This is a genomic window from Pseudarthrobacter sp. S3, assembly GCF_050156905.1.
Taxonomy (GTDB): domain Bacteria; phylum Actinomycetota; class Actinomycetes; order Actinomycetales; family Micrococcaceae; genus Arthrobacter.
This window is the reverse complement of the sequence record NZ_CP189583.1, coordinates 1,027,401-1,051,439: the sequence shown is the minus strand read 5'-3', so window position 1 is coordinate 1,051,439 and position 24,039 is coordinate 1,027,401. Positions and strand designations below refer to the sequence as shown.

Here is a 24,039-nt window from a genome sequence, read left to right as displayed (position 1 = left end):
TCCAGCCAGCATGACAGGTTACTTGCCGAGGCCGGCCTTGCGAAGCGCCTCAGCCATGGCTGTATCGACAGGAGCCGGAATGCTGGCCTGAGGCCGATTGTCGGGACGTTTGCCGGACGATCCCCGTCCCGGTTCAACGTTCTGGCTGCGGGGGCGGGGCCCACCGGAGGCGCCGGGCCGTCGCGCGCCGCCGGAGCCGCTGTCACGGTGGCCTGCGTTCCGCCCGCCACGCTGGCCCTCGTTTCCCCGCTGGTTGCCGCCCGAGGGCGGCAGCTCGTCGTCGAGCCTCAACGTCAGGGAAATTCGTTTCCGCTCCGGATCGGCCTCCAGCACCTTCACGCGCACAACCTGCCCCGACTTGACCACTTCGCGCGGGTCGGAGATGAAGCGGTTGGCCAGGGCGGACACGTGTATAAGGCCGTCCTGGTGCACTCCCAGGTCAACGAAGGCGCCGAACGCAGCAACGTTGGTCACCGTCCCCTCGAGCACCATGCCGGGCTTGAGGTCGGAGATTTTTTCGATGCCCTCGGAGAACGTCGCCGCGGCAAAGGCTGGCCGCGGGTCGCGGCCGGGCTTGTCCAGCTCGGCCAGGATGTCCTGGACGGTGGGAAGGCCAAACGTTCCGTCCACGAAGGCCCGCGGGTCCAGGGACGACGCCGGCGCAGAGCCAGCCGCAACCAGGATTTTCCGGGCAATCGGATACGCCTCGGGGTGCACGCTCGACGCGTCCAAAGGTTCTGCTCCCCCGGTGATCCGCAGGAAGCCTGCGCACTGCTCAAACGCCTTCGCACCCAGTCGGGGCACCTTCTTCAGTTCGCTGCGCTTGGCAAACGGCCCGTGTTCGTTCCGGTAGGCCACAATGTTCTCGCTCAGCAACGGCCCTACGCCGGCCACACGGCTCAGCAGCGCCGGCGACGCCGTGTTCACGTCAACGCCGACAGCGTTCACGCAGTCCTCGACCACCGCGTCCAGGCTGCGGTCCAGCTTCGCTGCAGTGACGTCGTGCTGGTACTGCCCCACGCCGATGGACTTGGGATCGATCTTCACCAATTCCGCCAGCGGGTCCTGCAGCCGCCGCGCAATGGAAACGGCCCCGCGCAGGGACACATCCATGCCCGGCAGCTCCGCCGAGGCCAGCGCCGACGCGGAGTACACCGACGCCCCAGCCTCGGAAACCACCAGTTTCTGCAGTTTCGCATCCGCGGCCGGCAGCAGCTTGATCAGTTCCGCGGCAAGCTTGTCCGTCTCCCGGGACGCGGTTCCGTTGCCGATGGCCACCAGTTCTACCTTGTGCTTCTGGGCCAGCCGCACCAACGTTGCGAGGGCCTCGTCCCACTTCCGGGCAGGCGCGTGCGGGTACACGGTGTCGGTGGCCACCACTTTGCCCGTGCCGTCCACAACGGCAACTTTCACGCCGGTCCGCAGTCCCGGGTCCAGCCCAAGAGTGGCGCGGTTTCCAGCGGGTGCCGCCAGGAGTACGTCACGCAGGTTCGCGGCGAATACGCGGACAGCTTCGTCCTCGGCGGCCGTGAACAACCTTCCCCGGAGGTCGGCAGTCAGCCGGGCCAGTACCCGCGAGCGCCAGGCGAGCTGCGCGGTCTGGATCAGCCACATGTCAGCAGGCCGGCCGCGGTCGGCGATCCCGAGGCATCTGGCCACGGCCGATTCATAGCGGGAACGCGCAGCGGCCAGGGCGTCGTCGTCGTTCGGATCCGCCTCGGCGAGATCCAGCTCCAGGACGCCGTCCTTCTCACCGCGCAGCATCGCAAGCACTCGGTGCGAGGGCATCCCGGTGGGCGCCTGGGCGAAGTCAAAGTAGTCGGCGAACTTCTGCCCGTCGGATTCCTTGCCCTTCTTGACCCGCGACACCATCCGCCCCTGCGTCCACAGCCGCTCGCGCAGGGTCGCTGCGAGGTCCGGATCCTGCGCAACCCGCTCGACCAGGATGGAACGGGCGCCGGCGAGCGCCGCGGCCGCGCCATCAATGGAGTGTTCGGCACTCAGGTACCTGGCAGCCTCGCGTTCCGGGTCCAGCTCGGGACGCTTCAGTAGGGCATCAGCGAGCGGCTCCAGCCCGGCTTCGCGGGCAATCTGGGCCTTGGTGCGGCGCTTGGATTTGAACGGAAGGTAGATGTCCTCCAACCGGGACTTGGTGTCCGCGACAAGGATCGCTGCCTGCAGTTCGGGGGTCAGCATCCCCTGCGCGGCAATCGCTTCGAGGACAGTACGACGGCGGTCCTCAAGTTCGCGGAGGTAGCGCAGGCGTTCGTCGAGCTCGCGCAGCTGCGTGTCATCGAGCGTCCCGGTGGCTTCCTTGCGGTACCGGGCGATGAACGGAACGGTGGACCCGCCGTCGAGCAGGTCTACTGCAGCCTTGACCTGCCAGGTCTTCACGCCAAGCTCGGCGGCGATCTGGGCATGGATGGCCCCGTCCGGAGTGGAGGCAGACGAGGAGGCGGACGGGACGTGCGGGAGTTGGGTCACCTGAACATTTTGCCCTACGGGCCTGATGGTCTCCAGCGACGCTCTGCCGGGCAGCCGGCCGGGGTATTCCGCTCCGGGCCGCGAAGTGCTGTAGTTGATATGCCGCCAAAGGCAATCACTTCGAGGAAGAGGCCCACCATGCGGGAACTGCTCATCGTCTTTCAGGAAGGATTCGACGAGGCCAACATCACCGTCATGGTCAACGGCAAGGAGGTCCGCCGCGATATGGGGGTGTCCACCAACCCGCTGCTGGGGGAAGCCTATGAAACATCCGTGGAGCTTCCCGCGAAAGGGGCGCAGGTAGGTGTGGAAGTCACCAACCGGGGCCTGAAAGCCATCACCAAAGTCAGCGGAAAGCCCAAAAGCCTGCTCGTCTCCATTCAGGATGACAAGCTGGTGATGCGCGAGGGGACGGGCCGGGAGGCGTATTTATAGTTTTCCTAGCAATAATCCATTCGCTGGAGTATTCTGAAGTTACCGCTCAGCACTTGTGAATCTGGGCGGGCCAACGTAGAAAATGAGCCAAAACAGCCGTCGGATGGCCTATTGGCGCGGGCTGCCGGGACAGCACACCGAGCAGCCAACGACGGCGGCACCCAAGCCGGGTGCCGCCGTCGTCGTTAAGCTCCGGTCAAGGCGAAAATTGACCGCTAAGCCGAATACGCGGGGTAATCCGTGTAGCCTATGGAGCCGTCAGCATAGAAGGTGGACGGGTCCGGCTCGTTCAGCGGAAGGCTTTCCTTCCAGCGACGCGCGAGGTCCGGGTTGGCAATGGCGGGCCGCCCCACCACCACCGCGTCCGCATGTCCGTCGGCCACCAGCGCGGCTGCTTCCTCACGGGTGGTGATGGTGCCAAAGCCGGAGTTCACCAGGAAGGTGCCGTTGAAGCGCGCCCGGAGATCCTGGACCAGCTCGCTGGTGGGCTCGTGGTGCAGGATGCTGACGTAGGCGAGGTTGAGCGGCGCAATGCTGTCCACCAGCACCTCGTACGTGGCGCGGACATCGGCCGCATCCGTTTCGGCGATGCCCTGGACGCCGTGCTCCGGCGAGATGCGGATACCCACGCGGTTCGCACCCACAGCGGCCACCACGGCGTTGACCGTTTCAATCACAAAGCGGGCTCGCTTTTCCGGCGAACCGCCGTAGCTGTCGTCCCGGACGTTGGAGTTCGGAGCCAGGAATTCGTGGAGAAGGTAGCCGTTGGCCGAGTGCAGCTCCACGCCGTCGAATCCTGCTTCAATGGCGTTGACCGAGCCTGCAACGATTTCCTGCATCACAACGGGCAACTCGTCGGTGGTCAATGCGTGCGGGACGGGGTATGGCTGCTTGCCGGACGGCGTGCGGACCTCACCCTCGATGGCAACAGCACTCGGACCAACGATGGTGTGGCAGCCGGTGATGTCCGCGTGGGAAACCCGCCCGCCGTGCATGATCTGCGCGAAAATCCGGCCGCCTTCAGCGTGCACCGCGTCGGTGACCTTCTTCCAGGCAGCAATCTGCTCCGTGGTGACCAGACCGGGCTGACCCGGGTAGGAGCGTCCTGCGGGGCTGGGGTACGTGCCCTCGCTGACGATGAGTCCCAGTGAGGCGCGCTGCCGGTAATGCTCCACGACCAGGGCACCCGGAACACCGTCCTCGCCTGAGCGGAGGCGGGTCAGGGGCGCCATGACCAGGCGGTTGGGCAGTTCAAGCTCGCCAAGAGTCAAGGGGGAAAACAGCATGCGCAGTTCCTTTCGAGGTGAATTGGTACTGCTGTGCCCAACTGCCCGGCGCGTGCAAGTATTCCGATGGAGGCGCGGATCACTCTTTGCGGGGGCGGCTTCGAGGGTTTCCCGGCGCCGTTGCCAGCCGTCTCAGTCGCGTCGTCGGAGGCGTCCTATCGGGGCGATGCGATGCCCGGGCATCCCTGACCCTGCGGGTTCTCGTTGCAGTCGTCGGCATAGTTCCGTGTGATGGACCGCCAGACGCTGATGGGCTGCGGTGGTGCGCTGAACTGGCCTTGGCCCGGTATAGGCAGCGGTGGTCCGTTGTTCACGGAATACGTGCCTTGGAAGGACGCTGTGAGGACAACCTGGAAGTCGCCCGTGTCCGCGTAGACGTGGCTTGTTCGGGTCTTTTCACCCCAGCGGTCCTGGGGCAGCGGCCCACCCATGGAAGGCTGCGGGCCGAAGACGGTTCCGTCTCCGTAGTTCCAGGTGTACTGAACCGGCGTCGCGACAACGTGCACCTTCTGCCCGAACATCGTCACGTCGAACTGTTGCTGGGACGCGTCGGCGTAGAAGTTCGTCTCAGCACCGCGGAGCGTGTTTGGGCTGGGCTGCGCGACAACGGCTCCGGCGTTGATCGGGAGGCTCTCGAACTGCTGTTGGATCTGGGCGGCTATACGCGGCAGGAGGTCCTCGGGTTTGGCGTCGTAGAGGCAAGTTGGGCCCGAATGGATTGCCCAGACGGCTCCAGGAACGCCTCGCGGTATGGAATACCAGATGACCGGGATTCCGTCTTCGCCGTCCGGCCCGTTCGTGCACTCAACCTGATCACGTAAGCACACAGAATCGAAGTCGCCCCCGCCAAGGTGGCACTGGAGTTCGTACTTATAGTTGTTGGGATCCAAAATTGGGGCCCCGGGTGCTTGCTGAACAAAGTCGTTGGCCTCGGCGTCCCACACATAACCGCCGATGCCGGCTGAGTCCGGTGTCCAAGCGCCATTAAATTCAGGATCGTCATTACCGGCACCGTGAGCTGGTAATGCAGAGAGCGTTACGAGCAGCCACGCGGTAAGTACCATTCCGTGATATCCAAGCGGTCGACCGGTACGCACTCTTATCCAACTATGCTTCCGACTTCGTCCAGCCGCCACGAATTGGAGCTGTACGAAATGATTAGCAAGTTGCCCTGGTCTGCACCTTGCGGGTCGGTATGCGCAACTGTCCCGTCTGCGCGGACATATGACAGTGGAGTCTGATGGACTTGGACAGAGACCTTGTATTTCCCAGCTTCATCACGGGAGAACGTCGTATCTACCGCGGGCGTGCTGATCTGTCCTCCGACCATCCACCTGCCTTCGGAATGCCAAGCTCTAATCGCCTCCGAGGACTTTTGGCATGGCGCGCATGTTTGAGGTGTCAGGCTTTCATGAAGTGAAAGCTCTCCCGTCTCATAGGAATAGCTAAGGACCTCGAACCAGTAGCGGGCGAACGCGATAGCACCCTCTTTCGTCTCCGTCTTTGCGACCTCGGGCAGCACCGGCACCGGCACATTCTGAGCACGGCCGCTAGCCGAAGCCGGCACATAGACCGGAGTCGCCGTCGGGGTTGGGCTGGGGCTAGGGCTGGCCGTGGAGCTCGCGGTCGGAGCCTCGGACGAGGTGCCCCCAGGATCGCCACCCGGGTTACATCCGGTCAAAAGCAAAGCGGACACGGCAACAGCAGCAACAAAGTGCATGCGCAAACGCCTGGCCGTGGAAGTGATGTGCGATGTCATGGGCAGCTAATCCCCCGATAGTTTCAAGACGTTTCGCTCCGAACAATGACCTTAAGGGTAGCCCAGGACACATTTGAGCGATGAAAGTTATCCACAGCCACCCGCCATCGGTTCTACCACCGCCAAGGACCAATAAAAAGTCACACGGACAATCGCACGCCAGGACCCTGGTGCAGAATCTCCGCGCCAAAACCCTAGAATTCTTCTACCGAACGTAGAAGAATGGCGTGCATGATGTTTACGCACGCAGATGGCAACCCCGTTCTTGAGCTCGACGACGAGCAGTCCTGGAAACTCCTGGACGCAACAAAGCACGGCCGGCTGGTGGTCTCTGTGGCCGGCGAACCGGATATCTTTCCCGTCAACTACCTGACCTCGGACCGGAAAATCTACCTCCGCACCGCGCCAGGCAACAAGCTGGCGCAGCTCACCATCAACTCCCGCGTGCTGCTCGAAACGGACGGTATTCTCTCAGATGAGGCGTGGTCGGTAGTCCTCCGGGGCACGGCGCGCGTCCTGGCCAACTCAACGGAGCTCGCCGCCGTCGAGGAAATTGGCCTGAAATCCTGGGTGCCGACGCTAAAGGATTTCTACGTGGAAATCGTGCCGACGTCCGTCAGCGGCCGCCATTTTGAACTGGGCGACCAGCCGGAGCGCGAAATCTAGGAGCTCCTAGACTGGAATCATGGCGGACATGCTCACTCCCGAGCAGCGCAGCTGGAACATGTCCCGCATCAAGGGCACGAACACCAAGCCGGAACTGCTGGTGCGCCGCCTCCTCCACGCCAAAGGCTACCGCTACCGCCTGCACGGCAAGGCAGGCAAAAGTCGACTGCCCGGTCGCCCGGACCTGGTATTCGCAGGCCGTCGAAAGGTCATCTTCATCAACGGCTGCTTCTGGCACTTCCACCACTGCCGGGTAGGCCAGCACGCGCCAAAAGCGAACGCCGCCTTCTGGCAAGCCAAGCGCACCCGCACCAGAAACCGCGACGCCGACCAGCGCCAACAGTTGATGGCCGCCGGCTGGGAGGTCCTCACCGTGTGGGAGTGCGAGTTGAAGGACGGCTCCGCCCTCGAAGCCCACCTTGTGGAGTTCCTCGGTGCCCGGCAAGCCGACGCCAGACAAGCCCACAGCAGGCAAACAATGCCAGCCGGAAGTTGAGGCAATCTTGAGCCTTTGCCGCCTCGCGAATTGATCGGCACCAGCAAAGATGAGCTCCTATGAAAAACCCGCATTTTCCTCAGGAATCCCGCAGTCCTTGTCCCGGACGGCTGCATCTTCAGGGAACAGATTTACGCTGAAAGTGGACACAAACCCAAGTCACAGCCCCCTACCCGGGCGGCAGTCGCGAGCGGAAGGGACGGACATGGCTCCATCCGACGACGCAGGGCGCCCCCTGGTAGATCCCTCCGTCCTTGACCGGCTACGCGTCGAACTCGACGAAGACGAGGGCTACTGCAGCATGTTCGTGGGAAACTTCATCGACTGCCTGCCGTTGCGGATCGGCAAGCTGCGGCTCGCTCTCACCACGGGAGACCTGGACGGGGCGGTGGACGCGGTCCTGAGCCTCAAGACTTCGAGCCAAATGGTGGGCGCCGAACGGCTGGCGGGGCTGGCCATGGCCCTTGAACGTTCCATCCGGGAAGAGTCACCGCGCGCGGAACCATCCGTTGCACTGCCGCAACTGGCCGCCAACTACCTCCGGCCGATCAACCAGTGCAGCCGCCAGACCCTGTACCGGCTCCAGGCTCAGCGCCCGCCTGGTGCCAACCGGTAACCCACACCGCGGACCGTCTGCAGCCAGCGCGGTTGCTGCGGTGAATCACCAAGCTTCTTCCGGAGGTTGCCCATGTGCACCTCCACCGAACGTTCGTCCGCTTCGCTGATGTAACTTCCGACGTCGTAATCCTCGTCCCGGAGCCGACGCACCAAATCCGATTTGGTCCGGACAGTCCGGCCCGCCTCGAGCAAGGCATAGAGGAGTTCAAACTCCGTCCGCGTCAGGTTGAGCTCCTGGCCGTCCACAGCGACAGACCGTGAGGCGTAGTTCAGATCCAAGCCATTGTGGCTGTAATGACCGTTTCCGCTGCCAGTGCCGAGGTCGACCGGGCGATCAGATACTGGAGGGGCGCTCTCCCCCGCGTCCGGAAGCGCTCGGGGGCGGCGCATCATCGCCGCGATCCGCGCGCGGAGCTCACGTGGGCGGAAGGGCTTGGTGAGGTAGTCGTCAGCCCCGGACTCGAGGCCGATCAAAGTGTCCAGTTCTTCAGCCCGTGCCGTGAGCATCACTATGTAGGCATCCGAAAACTCGCGGATCTGGCGGGAGACCTCGAATCCGTCGATATCCGGCAGTCCCAAATCAAGTGTTATGACGTCTGGATTCAAGGTTCTGGCAGCCTTGACCCCTTCGAATCCGCTGCCCGCCACTGTGACGTCAAAACCCGCCTGCGTCAGGACCGCCCGTACCAACTCCCGGATATCCTGATCGTCTTCGATGACCAGACCAACTCGTGCTTCACTCATACCAGTCCCCTCAACCAGCTTGACAACGTGAGAAGTATAGCCCGCTGCCGATATCCTGCTGGTATGTATTCCCCTATCCTCCCACTTCAGGCCGACGTTCATGACTGAACCCGCAACGTGGGCCGCGGGCCACCTTAGGTTTTTCCGGAAACCCTTCCATGAATACCGGCTGACGGAAAGAGTTGCCCTCAGCCAAATGCCGCTTTTCATAACCACACTGCTGGCCGTGGTCCTCGTGTCGGCGTTTTTCCCCCGGACCATGGACAACGCGCTATTCGTGGCGTTCCTCTTCTCCCAGCTGGCCCTCATGGTGCTGTGCTACGTGGTGCCGTGGGACCGCCTGCCGTACACTAGCTTCCTGGTTGTCCCGCTGTTGGATTTCGCCTCCATCGGCGTGGGCCGGGAAGGCGGGCAGGAGAGCCTGGCCGGAATCAGTCTGTTGGCAGTCTTCCCCGTCATCTGGCTATGTGCCTCAGGCTACTATCCCCGGACTTCCCTGTGGTTGTCCTTCTTCGTGCCATTGGCCATGATCTGGGTTCCGCTGCTGATTCGCCTAGATGTGTCTGGCCCTACCCTGGTCAAGCCCCTTCTCCTCCCTGTCATGATGCTCGGAATCGGCGTATCAGTCAGCGTGTTGACCCTGAGCATGACGCGGCAGCAACGGATCCTGGAAGAGAAAGATAAACAGCTCCAAGCCAGCCTGCTCGGCACCAGGAGACAGGAGGCTTTACTCAACTCCGTTCTGGACACTGTGCACCTGGGCGTCCTCGCCGTCGACGCAGACGGCCACGACATCCTGATGAACCGGAAACAGCGCGCCAACCACGAACTGGCCCGCCCAAAGGACATCGATGATCCGAACGAGTCCCAGCTGCTGGTCTTCGCCGCGGACCGTACCACCCCTGTCCCGGTGGAGGACCGACCTGTGCGCAGGGCTGTCCTCGGCGAGACCTTCACCGACTACCTTGTCTGGCTGGGCGCAGGCACGGAACAGCGGGCCATCACTACGAGCGCCCGGGCCATGACGGACCCGGACGGAACGTTCGCCGGCTCGGTAATCGTGTTCAGCGACGTGACAGACCTGGTGGACGCCCTGGCGGCCAAGGATGATTTCGTCGCCAGCGTGTCCCACGAATTCAGGACCCCGCTGACCTCCATCCTGGGCTACGTGGAACTCCTCCTGGAGGACGATCCCGGCAACGACCAACTGGAACCGCTGAACATCATCAGGCGCAATTCTGAACGGCTTCTCACCTTGGTGTCCGACCTCCTAGCCACCAGAAACGGGCAACTGATCGTGACCCCACACGCCGTCGACGTCGCTGAACTGGTGCGTGCCAGCGTGTCCGCCGCGATGCCCAGGGCCGACGTCTCCCGCGTGGCGCTGACAGCCGACACGCCAGCGCGGCTGGATGCCCATGTGGACGGCCCCCGCATCTCCCAGGTGCTGGACAATCTGGTCTCCAACGCGATCAAATATTCGCCCGACGGCGGGAACGTGGTGGTGTCGTTGGAGCACGACGACGGCCACCTCGCCTGCCGGGTCAGTGATACGGGCATGGGCATGAGCGCCAACGACCAGGCCCAGGTGTTCGCCAAGTTCTTCCGGACCAGCAACGTCCGCCATACATCGATTCCCGGTGTAGGCCTGGGCCTGCCCATCAGCAAGGCCATCGTGGAAGCCCACGGCGGAACCATCCAGGTGGAAAGCAAACTGGGACAGGGCACCACGTTCACGTTCCGGATGCCGGTCTAGGTTTCCTGGATCTGACAGGCTCGATCACCGGGAGGCGGGTACGATCACCGGACCGCGCGGGCGGTCCGGACCACTTCACCCCAGGACTGCCGCGCAAGGTCCGCCACCGCTGCCAGAATGTCCGACGGCGGCATCGACAGATCCAGCGGAAACTCCACAATGTCGATGTCAGTGTTGAGGATCCTCCGCAGCTTCATCTCGCCCACCCCCGCATAGACCAGCCAGGCGGTGGGCACACCCAGGGCGGTGCAGTGGGCAAGCATCTGGTAGTGGTCGGCGGTCAGGGAGGCGCCCAAGTCCGTGGCGGCCTTGTACTTTGCGTTGTAGACCACCACCGGCCGGCCGCCCAGCAGGTGCACTGCGTCCGGGCGCACGGATAGCCGGTCGGCATCATGGACAGCTTCGCTCAGGAGCGCGTTGAACTGCCGCCGCATCTCCCCCGGATACGCCGCCATGGCCTCGCGGAGCGCCGTGCCCACAAAATCCTCGAACACCTGGGCCATGTCCACCACAAACGACGCCGTCTGCTGCTTCCCCTCGCCCGCCTCAGCAGACGCATTCTTCAGGATCAGCTCAGCGAGGCGCAGCACTGGCTGGTAGCGAACGTTCATCCGGCTCGGCGTCCATGGTGGCAGGGGCGCACCGGCAGGTAGGCGGGTGACGGCGTCGAGCTTTCCCTTCAGCTGGCGCAGGCGGCTCAGCACTTCGGGGCGGACCCGGGGCACCTGGCCCATCCGTTCCAGCGCGGCGCGCAGGATCCGGTTTTCGGCGATGTCCTCGGTGAACTCGTCGTAGGACACTTCCAGCGGCACCAGCATGCCGGGGCGGCGGGAGATCTGGTCGGAAATCCGGATGCGGCCCTTGACCGTGCGGAGGGACTCATCAACGGTCAGATAGCCCTGCAGCACCCCTCGCCCAAGGGCACGCTCTGCCATTTGCGCCAAGGATTCGGCCAGGGCGCTCCAGAGTTCGCGGTCCTCGGTTGCGGCCACGGAGTCGGCTCGGAAGCCCTGGTTGCCGGCGTAGCTGAGGAGGAAAAGCAGCCGGCTCAGACCCAGCCGGTCTTTGGGGCGCACATCCAGCTGCAGGGTGGCCGTGCGGACCGAACCCACCTTGCCCGCGGGCTCGATCCGGTACAAACCCATGCCCATCGGGGAGGCCTTGGCAAGTCCACTGGCGTTCATAAAGGCCGCGCTGGCCGCATCGAGGCGTTCCACGGTGCCTTTGCACAGCTCATCGAGGACCAGGTGGCGCACTGCGGGGCCGCCACCACGCTGCTGGGCGCCGCCCAACGCTGCGCCACCCTGCGCTGCGCGCCCCTGCACAGCCCCTCCTGACGCGGCGCCGCCGTGGGCGGGAGTATGGGTTGGCTTAGCTGGTAACAAGGCGCCCCAGCAGCTGCTCCAGACCGAACCGTTCCTCCAGCTGCGCGCGCGTCAGCTGGCCGTGGTAATGCTCTTCCAGCAGCGGCATCAGCTCATATTTCCAAATCCGGCGCAGCCCCGTGGGCGTCTGGGCGGCGGTCTTCATAAAGTACGACGGGCCGATCATCAGGTCCCGGTCCCACTCGTCGATGGCGGCGTTGAGCGCATCCAGCAGCAGTGCCGGCGTGGTGTCCAGGTTCCGCGCCTGCAGGAACCGTAGCAACGACCCCTGCACCGGCTCCGTCTGCGGATGCAGCTCGATGAACGCAAACCGGCGGCGGATGGCGGCATCCATCATGGCGATGGAGCGGTCCGCGGTGTTCATGGTGCCAATGATGTACAGGTTGTCCGGCAGCGTGAACGGCTCGTTGGGGCTGTACTGCAGGTAGATCCGGTCATCGCGGTACTCCAGCAGGAAGTAAAGCTCGCCGAACACCTTGGCCAGGTTGGCCCGGTTCATCTCGTCAATGATCAGGAAATAGGGCTTCTTCTCGTTCCCGGGCTTGGCGGCTTCTTCGGCCAGGCGGCGCAGCGGCCCCGCCACGAGTTTGAAGGCCACCTGGCCCTCGTCCGTTTTGTCCGGCCGGTAGCCTTCGAAAAAGTCCTCGTACGCGTAGGACGGGTGGAACTGCACCAGCTTCACCCGTTCGTCCGTGCTGTCCTGGGCCAGTTCCGCCGCGAGATGCTTGGCCAGGTACGTCTTGCCGGTTCCGGGCGGCCCGTACAGGACCAACTGGCGGTTCTCCTCCAGCAGTTCCGCGATCTCCTGCAGCGGCTCCAGGTCCATGTGCAGCGACTCCGCGAAGTCGCGGCTCAGCGGGCGGAAGCCCTCCTGCACAGGGGGCACGACGGCGGCAGGTTCGGCGTCGCCGTCGTCCTCCGGTTCCGCCTCGGCCGGCACAAGCGCCTGGAGCGCCTGCACCACTTTGGTGACGTCAACAACGATCCCCGAGGTGGCCAGCTGCCGCTGGACGTGACGGGGCAGATCGGTGGTGGCGTGGCCGTCGTCCAGCCAACGCACCTTGCGCCGCAGGCGACGGTTGTCATCGTTGTGCTCGGGCTCGCCCAGCACGACGCCCAGCCGCACGGTGCCGGCATGCTGGAACAGAACCAGGTCGCCGGGCTTCATGACGGTGAGGAAGGCGAACACCGCTGTTTTGGTGTCCTCCCGCTCCACGTAGCCCAGGTGCTTGTAATCCTCGTCCACCGCGTGCTGCACCAGCCCGGCGGTCACCCCGGGGTCCAGATGGCGGAGATGTTCGACGTCGAGCGTCACCTTCTCCTCTTCCTGCCACGCGGTGAGGAGCTCGGCGTTGTCGCTGTGGGTACGCAGCAGCCACGCGCGGCGCCCGGGGTCCCCGACCTTGCGCCACTGGCTGACCAGCTGGCGGGCGTACCAGTCGATCCGCTGGCCGGCCTGTTCATCCAAATGCAGCCGGATGCGGTGGATGTCCGCGGTGATGTCTTCATCACTGTCGCCCTTGGCCCCGCCCACCAGGGAGGCGAACGCGTCCCGGATTTCCTGCCGTTCCACGTCCGCCACAACGGGCTCGAAGTAGCTCGGCCACGCCAGGTACTCGATGCTGCGGCGGATAGCCGGCTGGTCCCCCGGTGTGCCCGCGGCGAGCTCGTGGAAATTGAGCGGGTCCTTCAGCGCCTTGGCGATGGCTGCAGGAATCTGCTGGTCCACGTGCTGCACAAAGCGGCAGAGCCATTTGAGGTGGTCCCAAATGGTCCAGTTGAATTCGGCGGTGCGGTCCCTGATCACGCCGTGGTCAGTCATGCCCTTGTAGAGTTCCTCGGGCAGCTCCAGCGGTGCTTCCAACGGTGTTTCCAGCCAGGACGCGGCCTCAGCCACGCGGGCACGCTTGACCTTGAGCGACTTCACCTCGTGCGCCAGGGGCAGCGACTGCAGGAAGAGCAGCTCGACGGCCAGCTGCTTGGCCTCCCGGGACGCGTCTTCGAGGTTCTGCCGGAGGTTTGTCATCATGGGCGCCTTGGCGTCCGCGGTTCCCCGGTCCAGGCGTTCCAGCAGCTCTGCCGCAGCCTCCGCGGTCCAGGTCAGCGTGTTTCCGTCCAAAGCTGACGGCTTGCCCTGCAAGCCCGGTCCCAGCACAAACCACGCAGCGTCCTCGATCTCCTTTGAGACACCGAGGGCGCGGTGCATGGCAGTCTTGGGGTTTGGGGTCATGGGTTCAAATTTACAGGCTCAAGCTGGATGCCCGCTCCGAAGTCCCTGGCGGTCTGCAGTTCACAGGCCCGCTATTTGACTGACACGGCCCCGGCACCAGACCGCTTGCGCCCAAGAATGAAGTAGCCCATCGGCCCGATGAAATTGATCAGGGCAGCCACGCGCCAGGCCGCTTTTGGCCCGTTAATTTGGTCAGCCGGGCGCTTGGAAATGTCCCGCTGGGCGGCCAGCATCAGTGACACCTGCGCGATTCCGATGGCCACAAATCCTGCCCGTGCCGCCGGTGACATCTCTTTCCAGGTCTTTTTGGTTTTCTTGGCCATGATCAAACGCTCCTTAGTGGATATTCCCAGTTTCCGGTGTCCGCCGTGCCTGCGCAACGGATGCGCACGAACGGCGCCTTACGGGTCAAAACGTGAACGGCTCAAACAGTGAACGGCTCAAAAGTGAACGGCTCAAAAAGTGAACGGCGCCAGCCGCTCCTTCTGCTCCGGTGTCAGGCGCAGGACGCGGCCGGAGGCTTCGTCCACAAACGCCAGGTGGCTGCTGGCCCGGACGCAGTCCTCCCGGGTGACCGGGTCCTGCACCACGTAGTGGATGTCGAAGCTGGCGCCCTTGACGGCACCGATCCACACTTGGACCACTGCCGGGATGTTGCGGTATTCGAGCGTCCTGACGTAGCGGATCTTGTGGTCCACCACCAGCGCCAGGGTTCCCTCCGGAACGTCGTTGAACAGCGACATTTCCGGCTCAACGCCCGGCAGACCGGTGCCCCGGGGAGGCCCAAACGCCATAATCCGCGCCTCCTCGAGCATCCGGACAATCTGGACGTTGTTGATGTGCCCGTAGGCGTCCATGTCACCCCAGCGCATCGGGACCAGGACCTCAATGCGCCGGGCGGCTCCGGCTTCCAGGGCGCTCAGCTGTGGACCGCCGTCGAATCGTCCACAACGGTGTCCTCAACGTCGGAACCGGCGAACTGGGACATGTACAGCCGGTAGTAGGCACCTTCCGCCGCCAGGAGTGACTTGTGGTTACCCTGCTCCACGATCTTGCCGTTCTCCATCACCAGGATGGTGTCGGCGTCGCGGATGGTGGACAGCCGGTGGGCGATCACAAAGCTGGTGCGGTCCGTCCGCAGCGCCGCCATGGCCTTCTGGACCAGCAGTTCAGTGCGTGTATCCACCGAACTGGTTGCCTCGTCCAGGATGAGCAGCGACGGGTTGGCCACAAATGCGCGGGCGATGGTGACCAGCTGCTTTTCACCGGCGCTGACGTTGTTGCCTTCTTCATCGATGATGGTGTCGTAGCCATCCGGCAGGGCGCGCACAAAGCGGTCCACGAAGGTGGCCTTGGCGGCCGTCATGACCTGCTCCTCGGTGGCATCCAGGTTGCCGTACCGGATGTTGTCGTAAATGGACCCGCCAAACAGCCAGGCGTCCTGGAGTACCATGCCAACCTTGGACCGCAGCTCGGAGCGGCTCAGGTGCGTGACATCCACGCCATCCAGGGTGATGGACCCTGAGTTGAGCTCGTAGAAGCGCATCACGAGGTTCACCAGGGTGGTTTTGCCGGCCCCCGTGGGACCGACGATTGCCACGGTGTGCCCGGGTTCCGCCGTGAAGGACAGGTTTTCAATCAGGGGTTTGTCCTCGGTGTAACTGAACGTGACGTCGTTGAACGCCACATGCCCGTCGGTCTTGGCCGGCAGGTGCTCGGTGACGGACTCGGGGTCCTGCTCATCGGCGTCGAGGAATTCGAACACCCGCTCCGAGGACGCCACGCCGGACTGCAGCATGTTGGCCATGCCGGCCATCTGGCCCAGCGGCTGGGTGAATTCGCGCGAGTACTGGATGAATGCCGTGGCGTCGCCCAGGGACATCGAGCCCGAGGCCACCCGGAGACCACCCACGACGGCAATGCCCACATAGCTGAGGTAGGAAACGAACTGCATGACCGGGAAGATCATGCCGGAGACGAACTGGGCTCCGAAGCTGGCCTTGTACAGGGCCTCATTCCGCTCTTCGAAGCGTTCCAGCATGTCAGCGTCACGGCCGAAAACCCGCACAAGATCGTGACCGGAGAAGGATTCCTCGATCTGGCCGTTCAGCTCGCCCGTGTTCTTCCATTGGGCGGCAAAGAGCTTCTGGCTGCGCGAACCGATCAGGCCGGCCGCCACGCCGGACAGCGGCAGCGCCACCAGGGCGATGAGGGCGAGCTGCCACGAGACGATGAACATCATGATAACGATGCCGATGACCGTCAGCAGCGAGCTGATCAGCTGCGCGAAGGCCTGCTGCAGCGCCTGCTGGACGTTGTCGACGTCGTTCGTTACCCGGGAGAGGACGTCGCCGCGCTGGCGGGTGTCGAAGTAGTTCAGCGGGAGCCGGTTCAGCTTCTTTTCGGTGTCGTCCCGGAGCCTGCGGATCACCTTCATCACGATGCGGTTCAGCACGTAGCCCTGCAGCCAGAGGAAGATGTTGGCCACAAAGTACATCAGCAGCACGATGGCGATCAGGACCGAGAGCTTCTGGAAGTTGATCCCAGTGCCTGGAACCAGCTCCATCCGGGACACCATGTCCGCGAAGTTTTCCTGCCCCTGCTGGCGCAGGCCTTCCACGAACTGGTCCTTGCTGGCGCCGGCGGGGAGCTGCTTGCCCACTACGCCGCCGAAGATGACGTCCATGGCCTGGCCCAGGATCCTGGGGGCGATGACGTTCAGGACCACCGAGACCACCACCAGGGCCACGACGGCGTAGATGCCCACAGCCTCAGGCTTCAGGAGCCCCAGCAGGCGCTTCGCCGAGGGCCAGAAGTGCTCGGCCTTCTTGGCGGGCATACCGCCGAACATATCGCCGTCGGCTTCGGAAGGTTTGTACTCCTCCTCGAAGAACCCGTCGTCCTCCAGGAGGTCTTCGGGAGTTACGGAATCCGGGTTCGTTTCGGTGGTCGAGCGCGTCGAGACCTTCTTGGCGGCGCTCATGCCATTTCCTCCACACTCAGCTGGGATTCAACAATTTCCTGGTAAGTGGGTGACGTTTCCAGGAGTTCCTCATGCGTTCCGCGGTCCACGATCCGGCCGTTGTCCAGGACCAGGATCTGGTCCGCGTCGGTGATGGTGGAGATCCGCTGGGCCACGATGATCACTGTGGCGTCGGCGGTGGTCTGTTTCAGGGCTGCGCGGAGCCTGGCGTCGGTTGCCACGTCCAGTGCTGAGAACGAATCGTCGAAAAGGTAGACCTTGGGTTTGGTGATCAACGCGCGGGCGATGCAGAGCCGCTGCCGCTGGCCGCCGGAGACGTTGGTGCCGCCCTGTGCGATGCGGGCGTCCAGGCCGTTCTTCTTCTCGCGGACGAAGTCCCCGCCCTGGGCGATCTGCAGCGCGTCCCAGAGTTCCTGGTCCGTGGCTTCGGTCTTGCCGAAGCGCAGGTTGTGTTCGATGGTGCCGGAGAAGAGGTACGGCCGCTGCGGGACGAGCGCCACGCGCTTGGTGATCTCGGCGCGGTCCAGGTTGCTGACGGAGACGCCGTCCAGGAGGACTTCGCCCTCGGCGATGTCGTAGAGGCGCGGCAGCAGGGCCAGCAGCGAGGTCTTGCCTGCGCCGGTGGAACCGATAATCGCAACGGTCTCGCCTGGCCTGGCGGTGAAGCTGACGTTGCTCAGCACCGGCGTCTCGGCACCTGGGTAGGCGAAGGTGACGTTACGGTACTCGACTACCCCGGCCACTGTGGCGGGAGTCTCGGGACGTTCGGGATCGTGGATGGAGGGTTCGACGTCGAGCACCTCACCGATGCGGTCCGCGCAGACCGAGGCCCGCGGGATCATCATGGCCATGAACGTGCCCATCATGACGGCCATGAGGATCTGCAACAGGTACTGCAGGAACGCGGTCAGGGAGCCCACCTGCATCTCGCCTGAATCCACGCGCTGGCCGCCGAACCACAGCACAGCTGCCGTGGACAGGTGCAGGATCATGCCGATGGCCGGGAACATCAGGACAAACAAGGCCCCGATTTTCAAGGAGACGTCGGTCAGGTCCTTGTTGGCGACGCCAAAACGGTCAGTTTCGTACGGTTCGCGGACAAAGGCGCGGACCACCCGGATGCCGATGATCTGCTCGCGCAGGACAGCGTTGATGCGGTCGATCTTCTTCTGCATGGAACGGAACAGGGGCATCAGCCGGACCACCAGGTAGCCCACCACAACGAACAGCACGGGCACGGAGACCCAGACCAGCCACGACAGGCTGATATCCTCGCGCAGCGCCATGATGATTCCGCCGATGCACATGATGGGGGTGGCCACCATGAAGTTCAGTCCCATCAGCACCAGCATCTGGACCTGCTGGACGTCATTGGTGCCGCGCGTGATGAGGGTGGGGGCACCGAACCTGTTCACGTCCTTGGCGGAGAAACTGGTGACCTTGCGGAACACCCCGCGGCGCAGGTCCCGGCCCACGGCCATGGCCGTTTTGGAGCCGTAGTAGACGCCGGCGATGGCGGTACCCACCTGGACAATGGCCACCAGCAGCATCACGGACCCGGTCCGCCAGATGAAATCCGTGTCCCCGCGGGTAACGCCTTCGTCGATGATCTGGGCGTTGAGGCTGGGAAGGTAAAGCGCTGCGATGGTGGATGCCAGCTGGAACACTACGACGGCCACGATGTATGGCATATACGGTTTGGAGTAGCGCCGTATGAGGGTGAGGAGCATGCCCTTGATTCCTTAGGGAGAGAGCGCGAAATGATGAGGATAAGTAGTAGCAGACGGGGCTGACATTTCTCAGCCTACCTACTCTACGAAATCCGTTGCCCCGGCGAAACATCTACGGTAAATATCATCCGATCGGCGTACTCCCCCACACGTTCCTCCACCACTCACCTGCGCGAACGGACACTTGCGGCCCCGGATCCATGGGGCCTCAAGTGTCCGTTCGCGCGGCGATCAGCCGTTCGCGCTCAGGTCAGCGGTTCGCGGAGGCGAGTTCCGGCGTCGTGCTGTCAGCGTTGGCGTTTTCCTTAGCGCTTTCCCCTGCGCCTGTCCCCGGCGCTGCCCCCGCCCCTGGTTCAGCAGCCGGCTGGATGTCAACCGTGCGCCGCAGCGGGCGCTCCTTGATGAGCAGGACCGAGATCAGGGCTATCACCGCAACGCCGGCGGAGATCAGGAAGACCTCGGCGGTGGCGTCGCCGTAAGCAGCGCGCATGATCTCGCGCACCGGTGCGGGCATATCAACAAGGTCCATGCTGGCGCCGGCAGAGCCGCCCGCCACAGGAATGCCGGCCGCGGCCAGGCCCTGCGTGGCGAGTTCGCTGACCCGGTTGCTGAGGACGGCGCCGAGCACGGAGACACCGATGGCGCCGCCCACCGAACGGAAGAATGCCACGGACGAGCTGGCCGTACCGATGTCTGACGCCCGGACGGTGTTCTGCACCGCAAGGACCAGGTTCTGCATCAGCATGCCGAGGCCCAGGCCCAGGATGGCCGTGAAGATCCCGGCCTGCCACAGTTCGGTGGTGTGGTCCATGGTCCCTGCGAGGCCGAGGCCGCCGATCAGCAGGATGGACCCGCCGATCAGATAGCCCTTCCATTTTCCGGTGCGGCTGATGAGCAGACCGGAAACGACGGAACCGGTCAGGTTGCCGGCGATCATCGGAAGCGTCAGCAGCCCGGCTTCGGTGGGGGTGGCCCCGCGGGCCACCTGGAAGTACTGGCCCAGGAAGGTGGTTGAACCGAACATCGCGATGCCCACGGCCACTGAAGCGATGATGGCCAAAGCGGTGGTGCGCTCGGAGATGATCTTCAGCGGGATGATGGGCTGCTCAACCTTGGACTCCACCAGCACCAGCAGGGCCAGCAGCACCACGCCGCCGCCCACCATGGCGGCCGACTGCCAGGAAACCCAGTCGTAGTAGGCGGGGTTGCCGGCGAAGGACACCCAGATCAGGAGCAGGCTGACACCGGAGGTCAGCAGGATGGAGCCAAGCCAGTCGATCTTGACGTGGCGTTTGATGTGCTCGATTTTCAGGGTGATCTGGAGCAGGATGAGCGCGACGACGGCGAGCGGCACGCAGACGAAGAAGGTCCAGCGCCAGCCCAGCGGGCTGTCCACGATGAATCCGCCCAGCAGCGGGCCGCCGGCAGTGCCTACCGCCATCACGGCACCCATGTAGCCGGAGTATTTGCCGCGGTCCCGCGGCGGGATCATGGTGCCGATGATGGCCTGCGCCAGCGCGGTGAGCCCGCCCATGGCCACACCCTGGATAACGCGTGCGGTGAGCAGCAGCGGGATGGTCTCGGAGAGTCCGGCCATGACCGAGCCGGCCACAAAGATGACGATGCTCAGCTGGACCAGAATCTTCTTGTTGAAGAGGTCCGACAGCTTGCCCCAAATCGGGGTGGTGACGGCGTTGGCCAGCAGGGCAGCGGTGATCACCCAGGCGAAGTCGGTTTGGGTGCCGTGCAGATCGGACATGATGGTGGGCAACGCGTTGGCCACGATGGTGCTGCTGAGGATGGCGGTGAAGAACGCCGCGAGGAGCCCGGTCAGGGCTTCCATGATCTGGCGGTGGGTCATCGCCAAGGGGGGTGCGGCCGGTTGGCTCGACATAATCAGTGCTCCTGGAAGGTCTGGTTTGCGGCGGCTGTTGCCATGGTTGAAAGTGCCGGGACTGCATGTTCCCGGGCTGAATGCTTGAGGGACTCCGAGAGTTTCGTCAGAATCCGTGCCGTATCTTCGGCATCCTCCTGGCTCCAGTCGCTGAGGTAATCCTGCAGCGTGGCCGTGCGGTGCTCCTCGATCTTCCGGAGCTTTTCCGCGCCGGCCGGCGAAAGGGCAACCAACTGGGCACGGCCGTCGTCGGGATCCTGCCGACGGATGACGTAACCCTGCTCTTCAAGGTCCGCGATGTGGCGGCTGAGGACGGGGGCGCTGACGCCGAGCCGCTCCGCAAGCTGGGTGGCGCGGGACTCCCCCTCCCCCACGAACCTGAGGACGCCTTGCAGCGCAACCCCGGTGTCCTGTCCGCGGAAGCTCGCCGCGGCCACACATCGGACCACCCGCTGGAGGTCGAAAATGCGGTAGACAAGGTCCGCTGCGGTATCCGGGGCAACTGCCATGGTTGAGCTCTCCTCTTTTGTTTGCCTAAGGCAACTATATCCTTAACTGGTTGCTTTGGGAAACTAAAGAGCTGGGTGCGGTGGCACATACCCTCACAACAAAAGCGCGAGAGGACACTTGGGGCCCTTTGGAATGGGGCCTCAAGTGTCCTCTCGCGCTGTGGTGGAGCGGGTGCTTTGGTGCGTGCTGGTCAGCCGTCCTGGTGGGTGGGAGCGAACATCTTGAGCAGGGTTTCGACGACGACAACGTTAGGTCCGTGCGCCGCGAAGCCCGCTTTAAGCGCGTCCCCGACGTCCTCGGGGGCCACTCGCGTGGCCGGCACACCGAACGCCTCCGCCAATTTCACGAAGTCGGGGCGTGCGAGCTCGGTGGCCGTGGCCTTGCCGAACGCGCCCACCATGTATTCACGCAGGATGCCGTAACCGCCGTCGTCCACGATCAGCCACGTGACCGGGACATTGTGCTGCTTGGCGGTGGCGAGTTCGGAGATGGAGTACATGGATGAACCGTCACCGGACACGGCAAGAACACGGCCCGGTTTGCCCAGTGTTTCTAGCCCGACGGCGCCGCCGATGGCTGCCGGGAAGCCGTAGCCCAGGCCGCCTGCGCCCTGGGCGGAGTGGAACTGACCCTGCCGCGCATCCCAGCAGCTCCAGCCCCAATAGGCGGAGATGGTCATGTCCCAGAAGGTCTGCATGTCCGCGGGGACGGCCTCGCGGATGTCCGACATGAACATCAGCTCTTTGCCCAGGTCCTGGGATTCGAGCCTTGCCTTGACCTTGGCGAGGGATTCCTTCACCAGGTCCTCGGGGGTGGTCCCGTGCCAGCTGCGGGCGGCGTCCACCGGCGCTGCCAGGGCGTCGTCGAGGGCGGCGAGCGCCTGGCCGGCGTCGGCACGGATGCCCAGGCCGGGGCTGTTCGATTCGAGGACCCGCGGTTCGGCGTCGATCTGGATAATGCGGCCGCGGGGCGTGAACGTGAAGTAGTTGGACGTTACTTCACCGAGAGACGAGCCGATGACAATCAGGACGTCGGCATCCTCAAGGAGGTCCGTCATGTGGCGGTCCTCGATCCAGGACTGCAGCGAAAGCTCATGGGTCCAGGGGAAGGCGCCGTTGCCGCCCGGGGTGCAGATGACCGGCGCCCGCAGCTTCTCGGCAATCGAGAGCAGCGATTTTTCGGCCCGGCCCCGCCGCGTACCGCCGCCGGCGATGATGGCGGGACGTTCCGCCGTCGACAGCCATTTCACCGCTTCCCGGACCAGCTCCACGCGGGGCGGATTGTCCGCTGCTTCGGCGAGTGCATCCTCCACCGGTGGCACCATGATGGGATCCAGCAGCACGTTCTGCGGGATTTCCAGCCAGACCGGCCCCTGCGGCGAGGAGATGGCTTCAGTCCAGGCATCCTGGATGGCTGAGGGAATGCCCGACGCGTGCTGGATCAGGCGCTGGCTCTTGGTGACGTTCGCGGCCGAGGCCTTCTGGTCATCGAGCTGGTGCAGCATGCCCTTGCGGCGGGCGCCCAGGCCGTCGAGCGGGATCTGGCTGGCCACCACCACCATGGGCACTCCCGTGGCGTAGGCCTCCTGCAGGCCGGCCAGGGACGTCAGCGCGCCGGGTCCCGTGGACAGGAACAGCACACCCACTTCACCGGTGGCGCGGGAGTACCCGTCCGCGGCGAAGGCGCTGTTGTTCTCCACGCGGGAGGACACGAAGTGCAGGTTTCCGCGGCCCATGGCGTCAAACAGGCCGAGTGCGTGCTGGCCCGGGATGCCGAAGACGGTCTTGGCGCCGAGGGCTTCAAGGGTTTCGACGACGAGGTCCCCGCCGTTGCGCTGACTTCTCCCCTTGCTCTCCCCTGCGGGCGCAGCTGCCGTGCCCGGATCGAAATCAATCATGGTGGCTACTCCTTGGTTCCGGCGGCGAAACCGGCAGGTTGGCGGGCTTCTTGGCCGAAAGCCTGGGCGGCGTAGCCGCTGGCGGTCCCGAACCGGTCACCTTCAACAGCATTGTCCGCCATCAGGGTGATCAGTTCATAGGCCACATGGCTGGCCGCCACGCCGGTGATTTCGGCGTGGTCGTAGGCGGGAGCAACCTCGACGACGTCGGCGCCCACCAGGTTCATGCCGCGGAAGCCGCGGATGATCTCCAGGAGTTCGCGGCTGGTGATGCCGCCGGCCTCCGGGGTTCCGGTACCGGGCGCATGCGCGGGGTCCAGGACGTCGATGTCCACGGAGATGTAGAGCGGGCGCTTGCCGATCCGGTCGCGGACCTTGGCCACGGTCTCCAGGACGCCCTGGTAGTAGACGTCAGCGGAGGTGACGATGCCGAACCCGAAGCGGTGGTCGTCGTCGAGATCCTTTTTGCCGTAGAGCGGGCCGCGGGTGCCGATATGGCTGATGGCTTCTGTGTCCAGGATGCCTTCTTCAACGGCCCGGCGGAACGGGGTGCCATGCGTGTATTCGGCACCGAAGTAGGTGTCCCAGGTGTCCAGGTGGGCGTCAAAGTGGAGCATCGCGATAGGGCCGCCGGCGCGCTCGGCAGCCGCGCGGAGTAACGGCAGGGCGATGGTGTGGTCCCCGCCGAGCGTCACCAGTTTGCTGCCGGCCGCGGTGAGGTCCAGGGCGTTCTGCTGGATGGTTTCGATGGCCTCGTTGATGTTGAACGGGTTGACCGCCATATCGCCGGCGTCGGCCACTTGGATGTTTTCGAACGGACTGACGTCCCACGCGGGGTTGTACGGGCGCAGCAGGCGGCTGGCCTCGCGGATGTGATTGGAGCCAAACCGGGCGCCGGGACGATAAGAAACACCCGAGTCGAAGGGCACTCCCACCACCGTCACGTCAGCCTTGGCCACCTGGTCCAGGCGCGGCAGCCGGGCGTACGTTGCAGCGCCGGCATAGCGCGGGATACGGGATGAATCGATGGGGCCAAGGTTGCCGTTGGCTTCGATGCGCAGCTCTTTCAAAATGAGCCTCTCCTTCGAGGATTGATCGGCGGGGGTGACAGCCATCATAGCCTGAAGTTTTCTTATGCGTATCAGTTGTTTACAAACTCTTTGGCG

Annotated in this window: 20 protein-coding genes; 5 read left to right on the top strand and 15 right to left on the bottom strand. The window is 64.2% G+C overall.

Annotation, left to right across the window (positions count from 1 at the left end):
- Window positions 1-18: 18 nt before the first annotated feature.
- Entirely contained in the window at window positions 19-2,484 is a 2,466-nt protein-coding gene (locus tag ACQCSV_RS05120) for a Tex family protein (protein ID WP_426939233.1), read from the bottom strand.
- A gap of 138 nt (window positions 2,485-2,622) precedes the next feature.
- Between ACQCSV_RS05120 and ACQCSV_RS05115 the strand changes: the two genes are divergently transcribed.
- Complete coding sequence (locus ACQCSV_RS05115; protein WP_354154153.1) at window positions 2,623-2,919, top strand: hypothetical protein; 297 nt, start codon at window positions 2,623-2,625, stop codon at window positions 2,917-2,919.
- A gap of 215 nt (window positions 2,920-3,134) precedes the next feature.
- Here the strand turns inward: ACQCSV_RS05115 and ACQCSV_RS05110 are convergent, their stop codons facing one another.
- The 3 genes from ACQCSV_RS05110 to ACQCSV_RS05100 form a co-directional block, all read right to left on the bottom strand.
- On the bottom strand, window positions 3,135-4,205 hold the full coding sequence (locus ACQCSV_RS05110; protein WP_426939232.1) for an alkene reductase: 1,071 nt from the start codon (window positions 4,203-4,205) through the stop codon (window positions 3,135-3,137).
- A 155-nt stretch (window positions 4,206-4,360) separates the two neighbouring features.
- A complete protein-coding gene (locus tag ACQCSV_RS05105) occupies window positions 4,361-5,269 on the bottom strand; it encodes a PKD domain-containing protein (protein WP_426939231.1) in 909 nt (302 codons plus the stop codon).
- 35 nt (window positions 5,270-5,304) lie between these two features.
- On the bottom strand, window positions 5,305-5,925 hold the full coding sequence (locus ACQCSV_RS05100) for a DUF6318 family protein (RefSeq protein WP_426939527.1): 621 nt from the start codon (window positions 5,923-5,925) through the stop codon (window positions 5,305-5,307).
- Between the two features lie 270 nt (window positions 5,926-6,195).
- Here ACQCSV_RS05100 and ACQCSV_RS05095 point away from each other — a divergent pair, with 270 nt between their 5' ends.
- The 3 genes from ACQCSV_RS05095 to ACQCSV_RS05085 all read left to right on the top strand — a co-directional run bounded on the left by ACQCSV_RS05095 (window position 6,196) and on the right by ACQCSV_RS05085 (window position 7,742).
- Window positions 6,196-6,630: a pyridoxamine 5'-phosphate oxidase family protein gene (locus ACQCSV_RS05095; RefSeq protein WP_354154157.1), complete on the top strand. Its 435-nt coding sequence runs from the start codon at window positions 6,196-6,198 to the stop codon at window positions 6,628-6,630.
- A 19-nt stretch (window positions 6,631-6,649) separates the two neighbouring features.
- Entirely contained in the window at window positions 6,650-7,126 is a 477-nt protein-coding gene (locus ACQCSV_RS05090) for a very short patch repair endonuclease (RefSeq protein WP_354154158.1), read from the top strand.
- Between the two features lie 205 nt (window positions 7,127-7,331).
- Window positions 7,332-7,742: an Hpt domain-containing protein gene (locus ACQCSV_RS05085; protein WP_354154159.1), complete on the top strand. Its 411-nt coding sequence runs from the start codon at window positions 7,332-7,334 to the stop codon at window positions 7,740-7,742.
- Here ACQCSV_RS05085 and ACQCSV_RS05080 read toward each other — a convergent pair.
- The gene (locus ACQCSV_RS05080; protein ID WP_354154160.1) at window positions 7,715-8,488 is read right to left on the bottom strand and encodes a response regulator transcription factor; all 774 of its coding nucleotides are present in this window, start codon (window positions 8,486-8,488) and stop codon (window positions 7,715-7,717) included. The genes ACQCSV_RS05085 and ACQCSV_RS05080 overlap by 28 nt on opposite strands.
- A 100-nt stretch (window positions 8,489-8,588) precedes the next feature.
- Here ACQCSV_RS05080 and ACQCSV_RS05075 point away from each other — a divergent pair, with 100 nt between their 5' ends.
- A complete protein-coding gene (locus tag ACQCSV_RS05075) occupies window positions 8,589-10,244 on the top strand; it encodes a HAMP domain-containing sensor histidine kinase (protein WP_354154161.1) in 1,656 nt (551 codons plus the stop codon).
- Window positions 10,245-10,288: 44 nt separating this feature from the next.
- Here ACQCSV_RS05075 and ACQCSV_RS05070 read toward each other — a convergent pair whose 3' ends face one another.
- From ACQCSV_RS05070 to speB, 10 genes are all read right to left on the bottom strand, one after another.
- Complete coding sequence (locus ACQCSV_RS05070; protein ID WP_354154224.1) at window positions 10,289-11,428, bottom strand: 5-methylcytosine restriction system specificity protein McrC; 1,140 nt, start codon at window positions 11,426-11,428, stop codon at window positions 10,289-10,291.
- Between the two features lie 187 nt (window positions 11,429-11,615).
- Window positions 11,616-13,859: an AAA family ATPase gene (locus tag ACQCSV_RS05065; protein ID WP_354154162.1), complete on the bottom strand. Its 2,244-nt coding sequence runs from the start codon at window positions 13,857-13,859 to the stop codon at window positions 11,616-11,618.
- Window positions 13,860-13,930: 71 nt separating this feature from the next.
- Window positions 13,931-14,182, bottom strand: a complete 252-nt coding sequence (locus ACQCSV_RS05060; protein WP_354154163.1) for a PLDc N-terminal domain-containing protein — start codon at window positions 14,180-14,182, stop codon at window positions 13,931-13,933.
- A 132-nt stretch (window positions 14,183-14,314) separates the two neighbouring features.
- Window positions 14,315-14,731 carry an acyl-CoA thioesterase gene (locus ACQCSV_RS05055; protein ID WP_354154164.1) on the bottom strand — a complete coding sequence of 139 codons (417 nt, stop codon included), beginning with the start codon at window positions 14,729-14,731 and terminating at the stop codon, window positions 14,315-14,317.
- 47 nt (window positions 14,732-14,778) lie between these two features.
- On the bottom strand, window positions 14,779-16,842 hold the full coding sequence (locus ACQCSV_RS05050; protein WP_354154165.1) for an ABC transporter ATP-binding protein: 2,064 nt from the start codon (window positions 16,840-16,842) through the stop codon (window positions 14,779-14,781).
- Window positions 16,839-18,572: an ABC transporter ATP-binding protein gene (locus tag ACQCSV_RS05045; RefSeq protein WP_354154166.1), complete on the bottom strand. Its 1,734-nt coding sequence runs from the start codon at window positions 18,570-18,572 to the stop codon at window positions 16,839-16,841. The genes ACQCSV_RS05050 and ACQCSV_RS05045 overlap by 4 nt, the downstream gene beginning before the upstream one ends.
- Before the next feature lie 250 nt (window positions 18,573-18,822).
- Window positions 18,823-20,466: an MFS transporter gene (locus ACQCSV_RS05040; protein WP_354154167.1), complete on the bottom strand. Its 1,644-nt coding sequence runs from the start codon at window positions 20,464-20,466 to the stop codon at window positions 18,823-18,825.
- 2 nt (window positions 20,467-20,468) lie between these two features.
- Complete coding sequence (locus tag ACQCSV_RS05035; RefSeq protein WP_354154168.1) at window positions 20,469-20,975, bottom strand: MarR family transcriptional regulator; 507 nt, start codon at window positions 20,973-20,975, stop codon at window positions 20,469-20,471.
- A gap of 191 nt (window positions 20,976-21,166) precedes the next feature.
- Window positions 21,167-22,873: a thiamine pyrophosphate-binding protein gene (locus tag ACQCSV_RS05030; protein ID WP_354154169.1), complete on the bottom strand. Its 1,707-nt coding sequence runs from the start codon at window positions 22,871-22,873 to the stop codon at window positions 21,167-21,169.
- Between the two features lie 5 nt (window positions 22,874-22,878).
- The gene (gene speB / locus ACQCSV_RS05025; RefSeq protein ID WP_354154170.1) at window positions 22,879-23,943 is read right to left on the bottom strand and encodes an agmatinase; all 1,065 of its coding nucleotides are present in this window, start codon (window positions 23,941-23,943) and stop codon (window positions 22,879-22,881) included.
- Window positions 23,944-24,039: the final 96 nt, after the last annotated feature.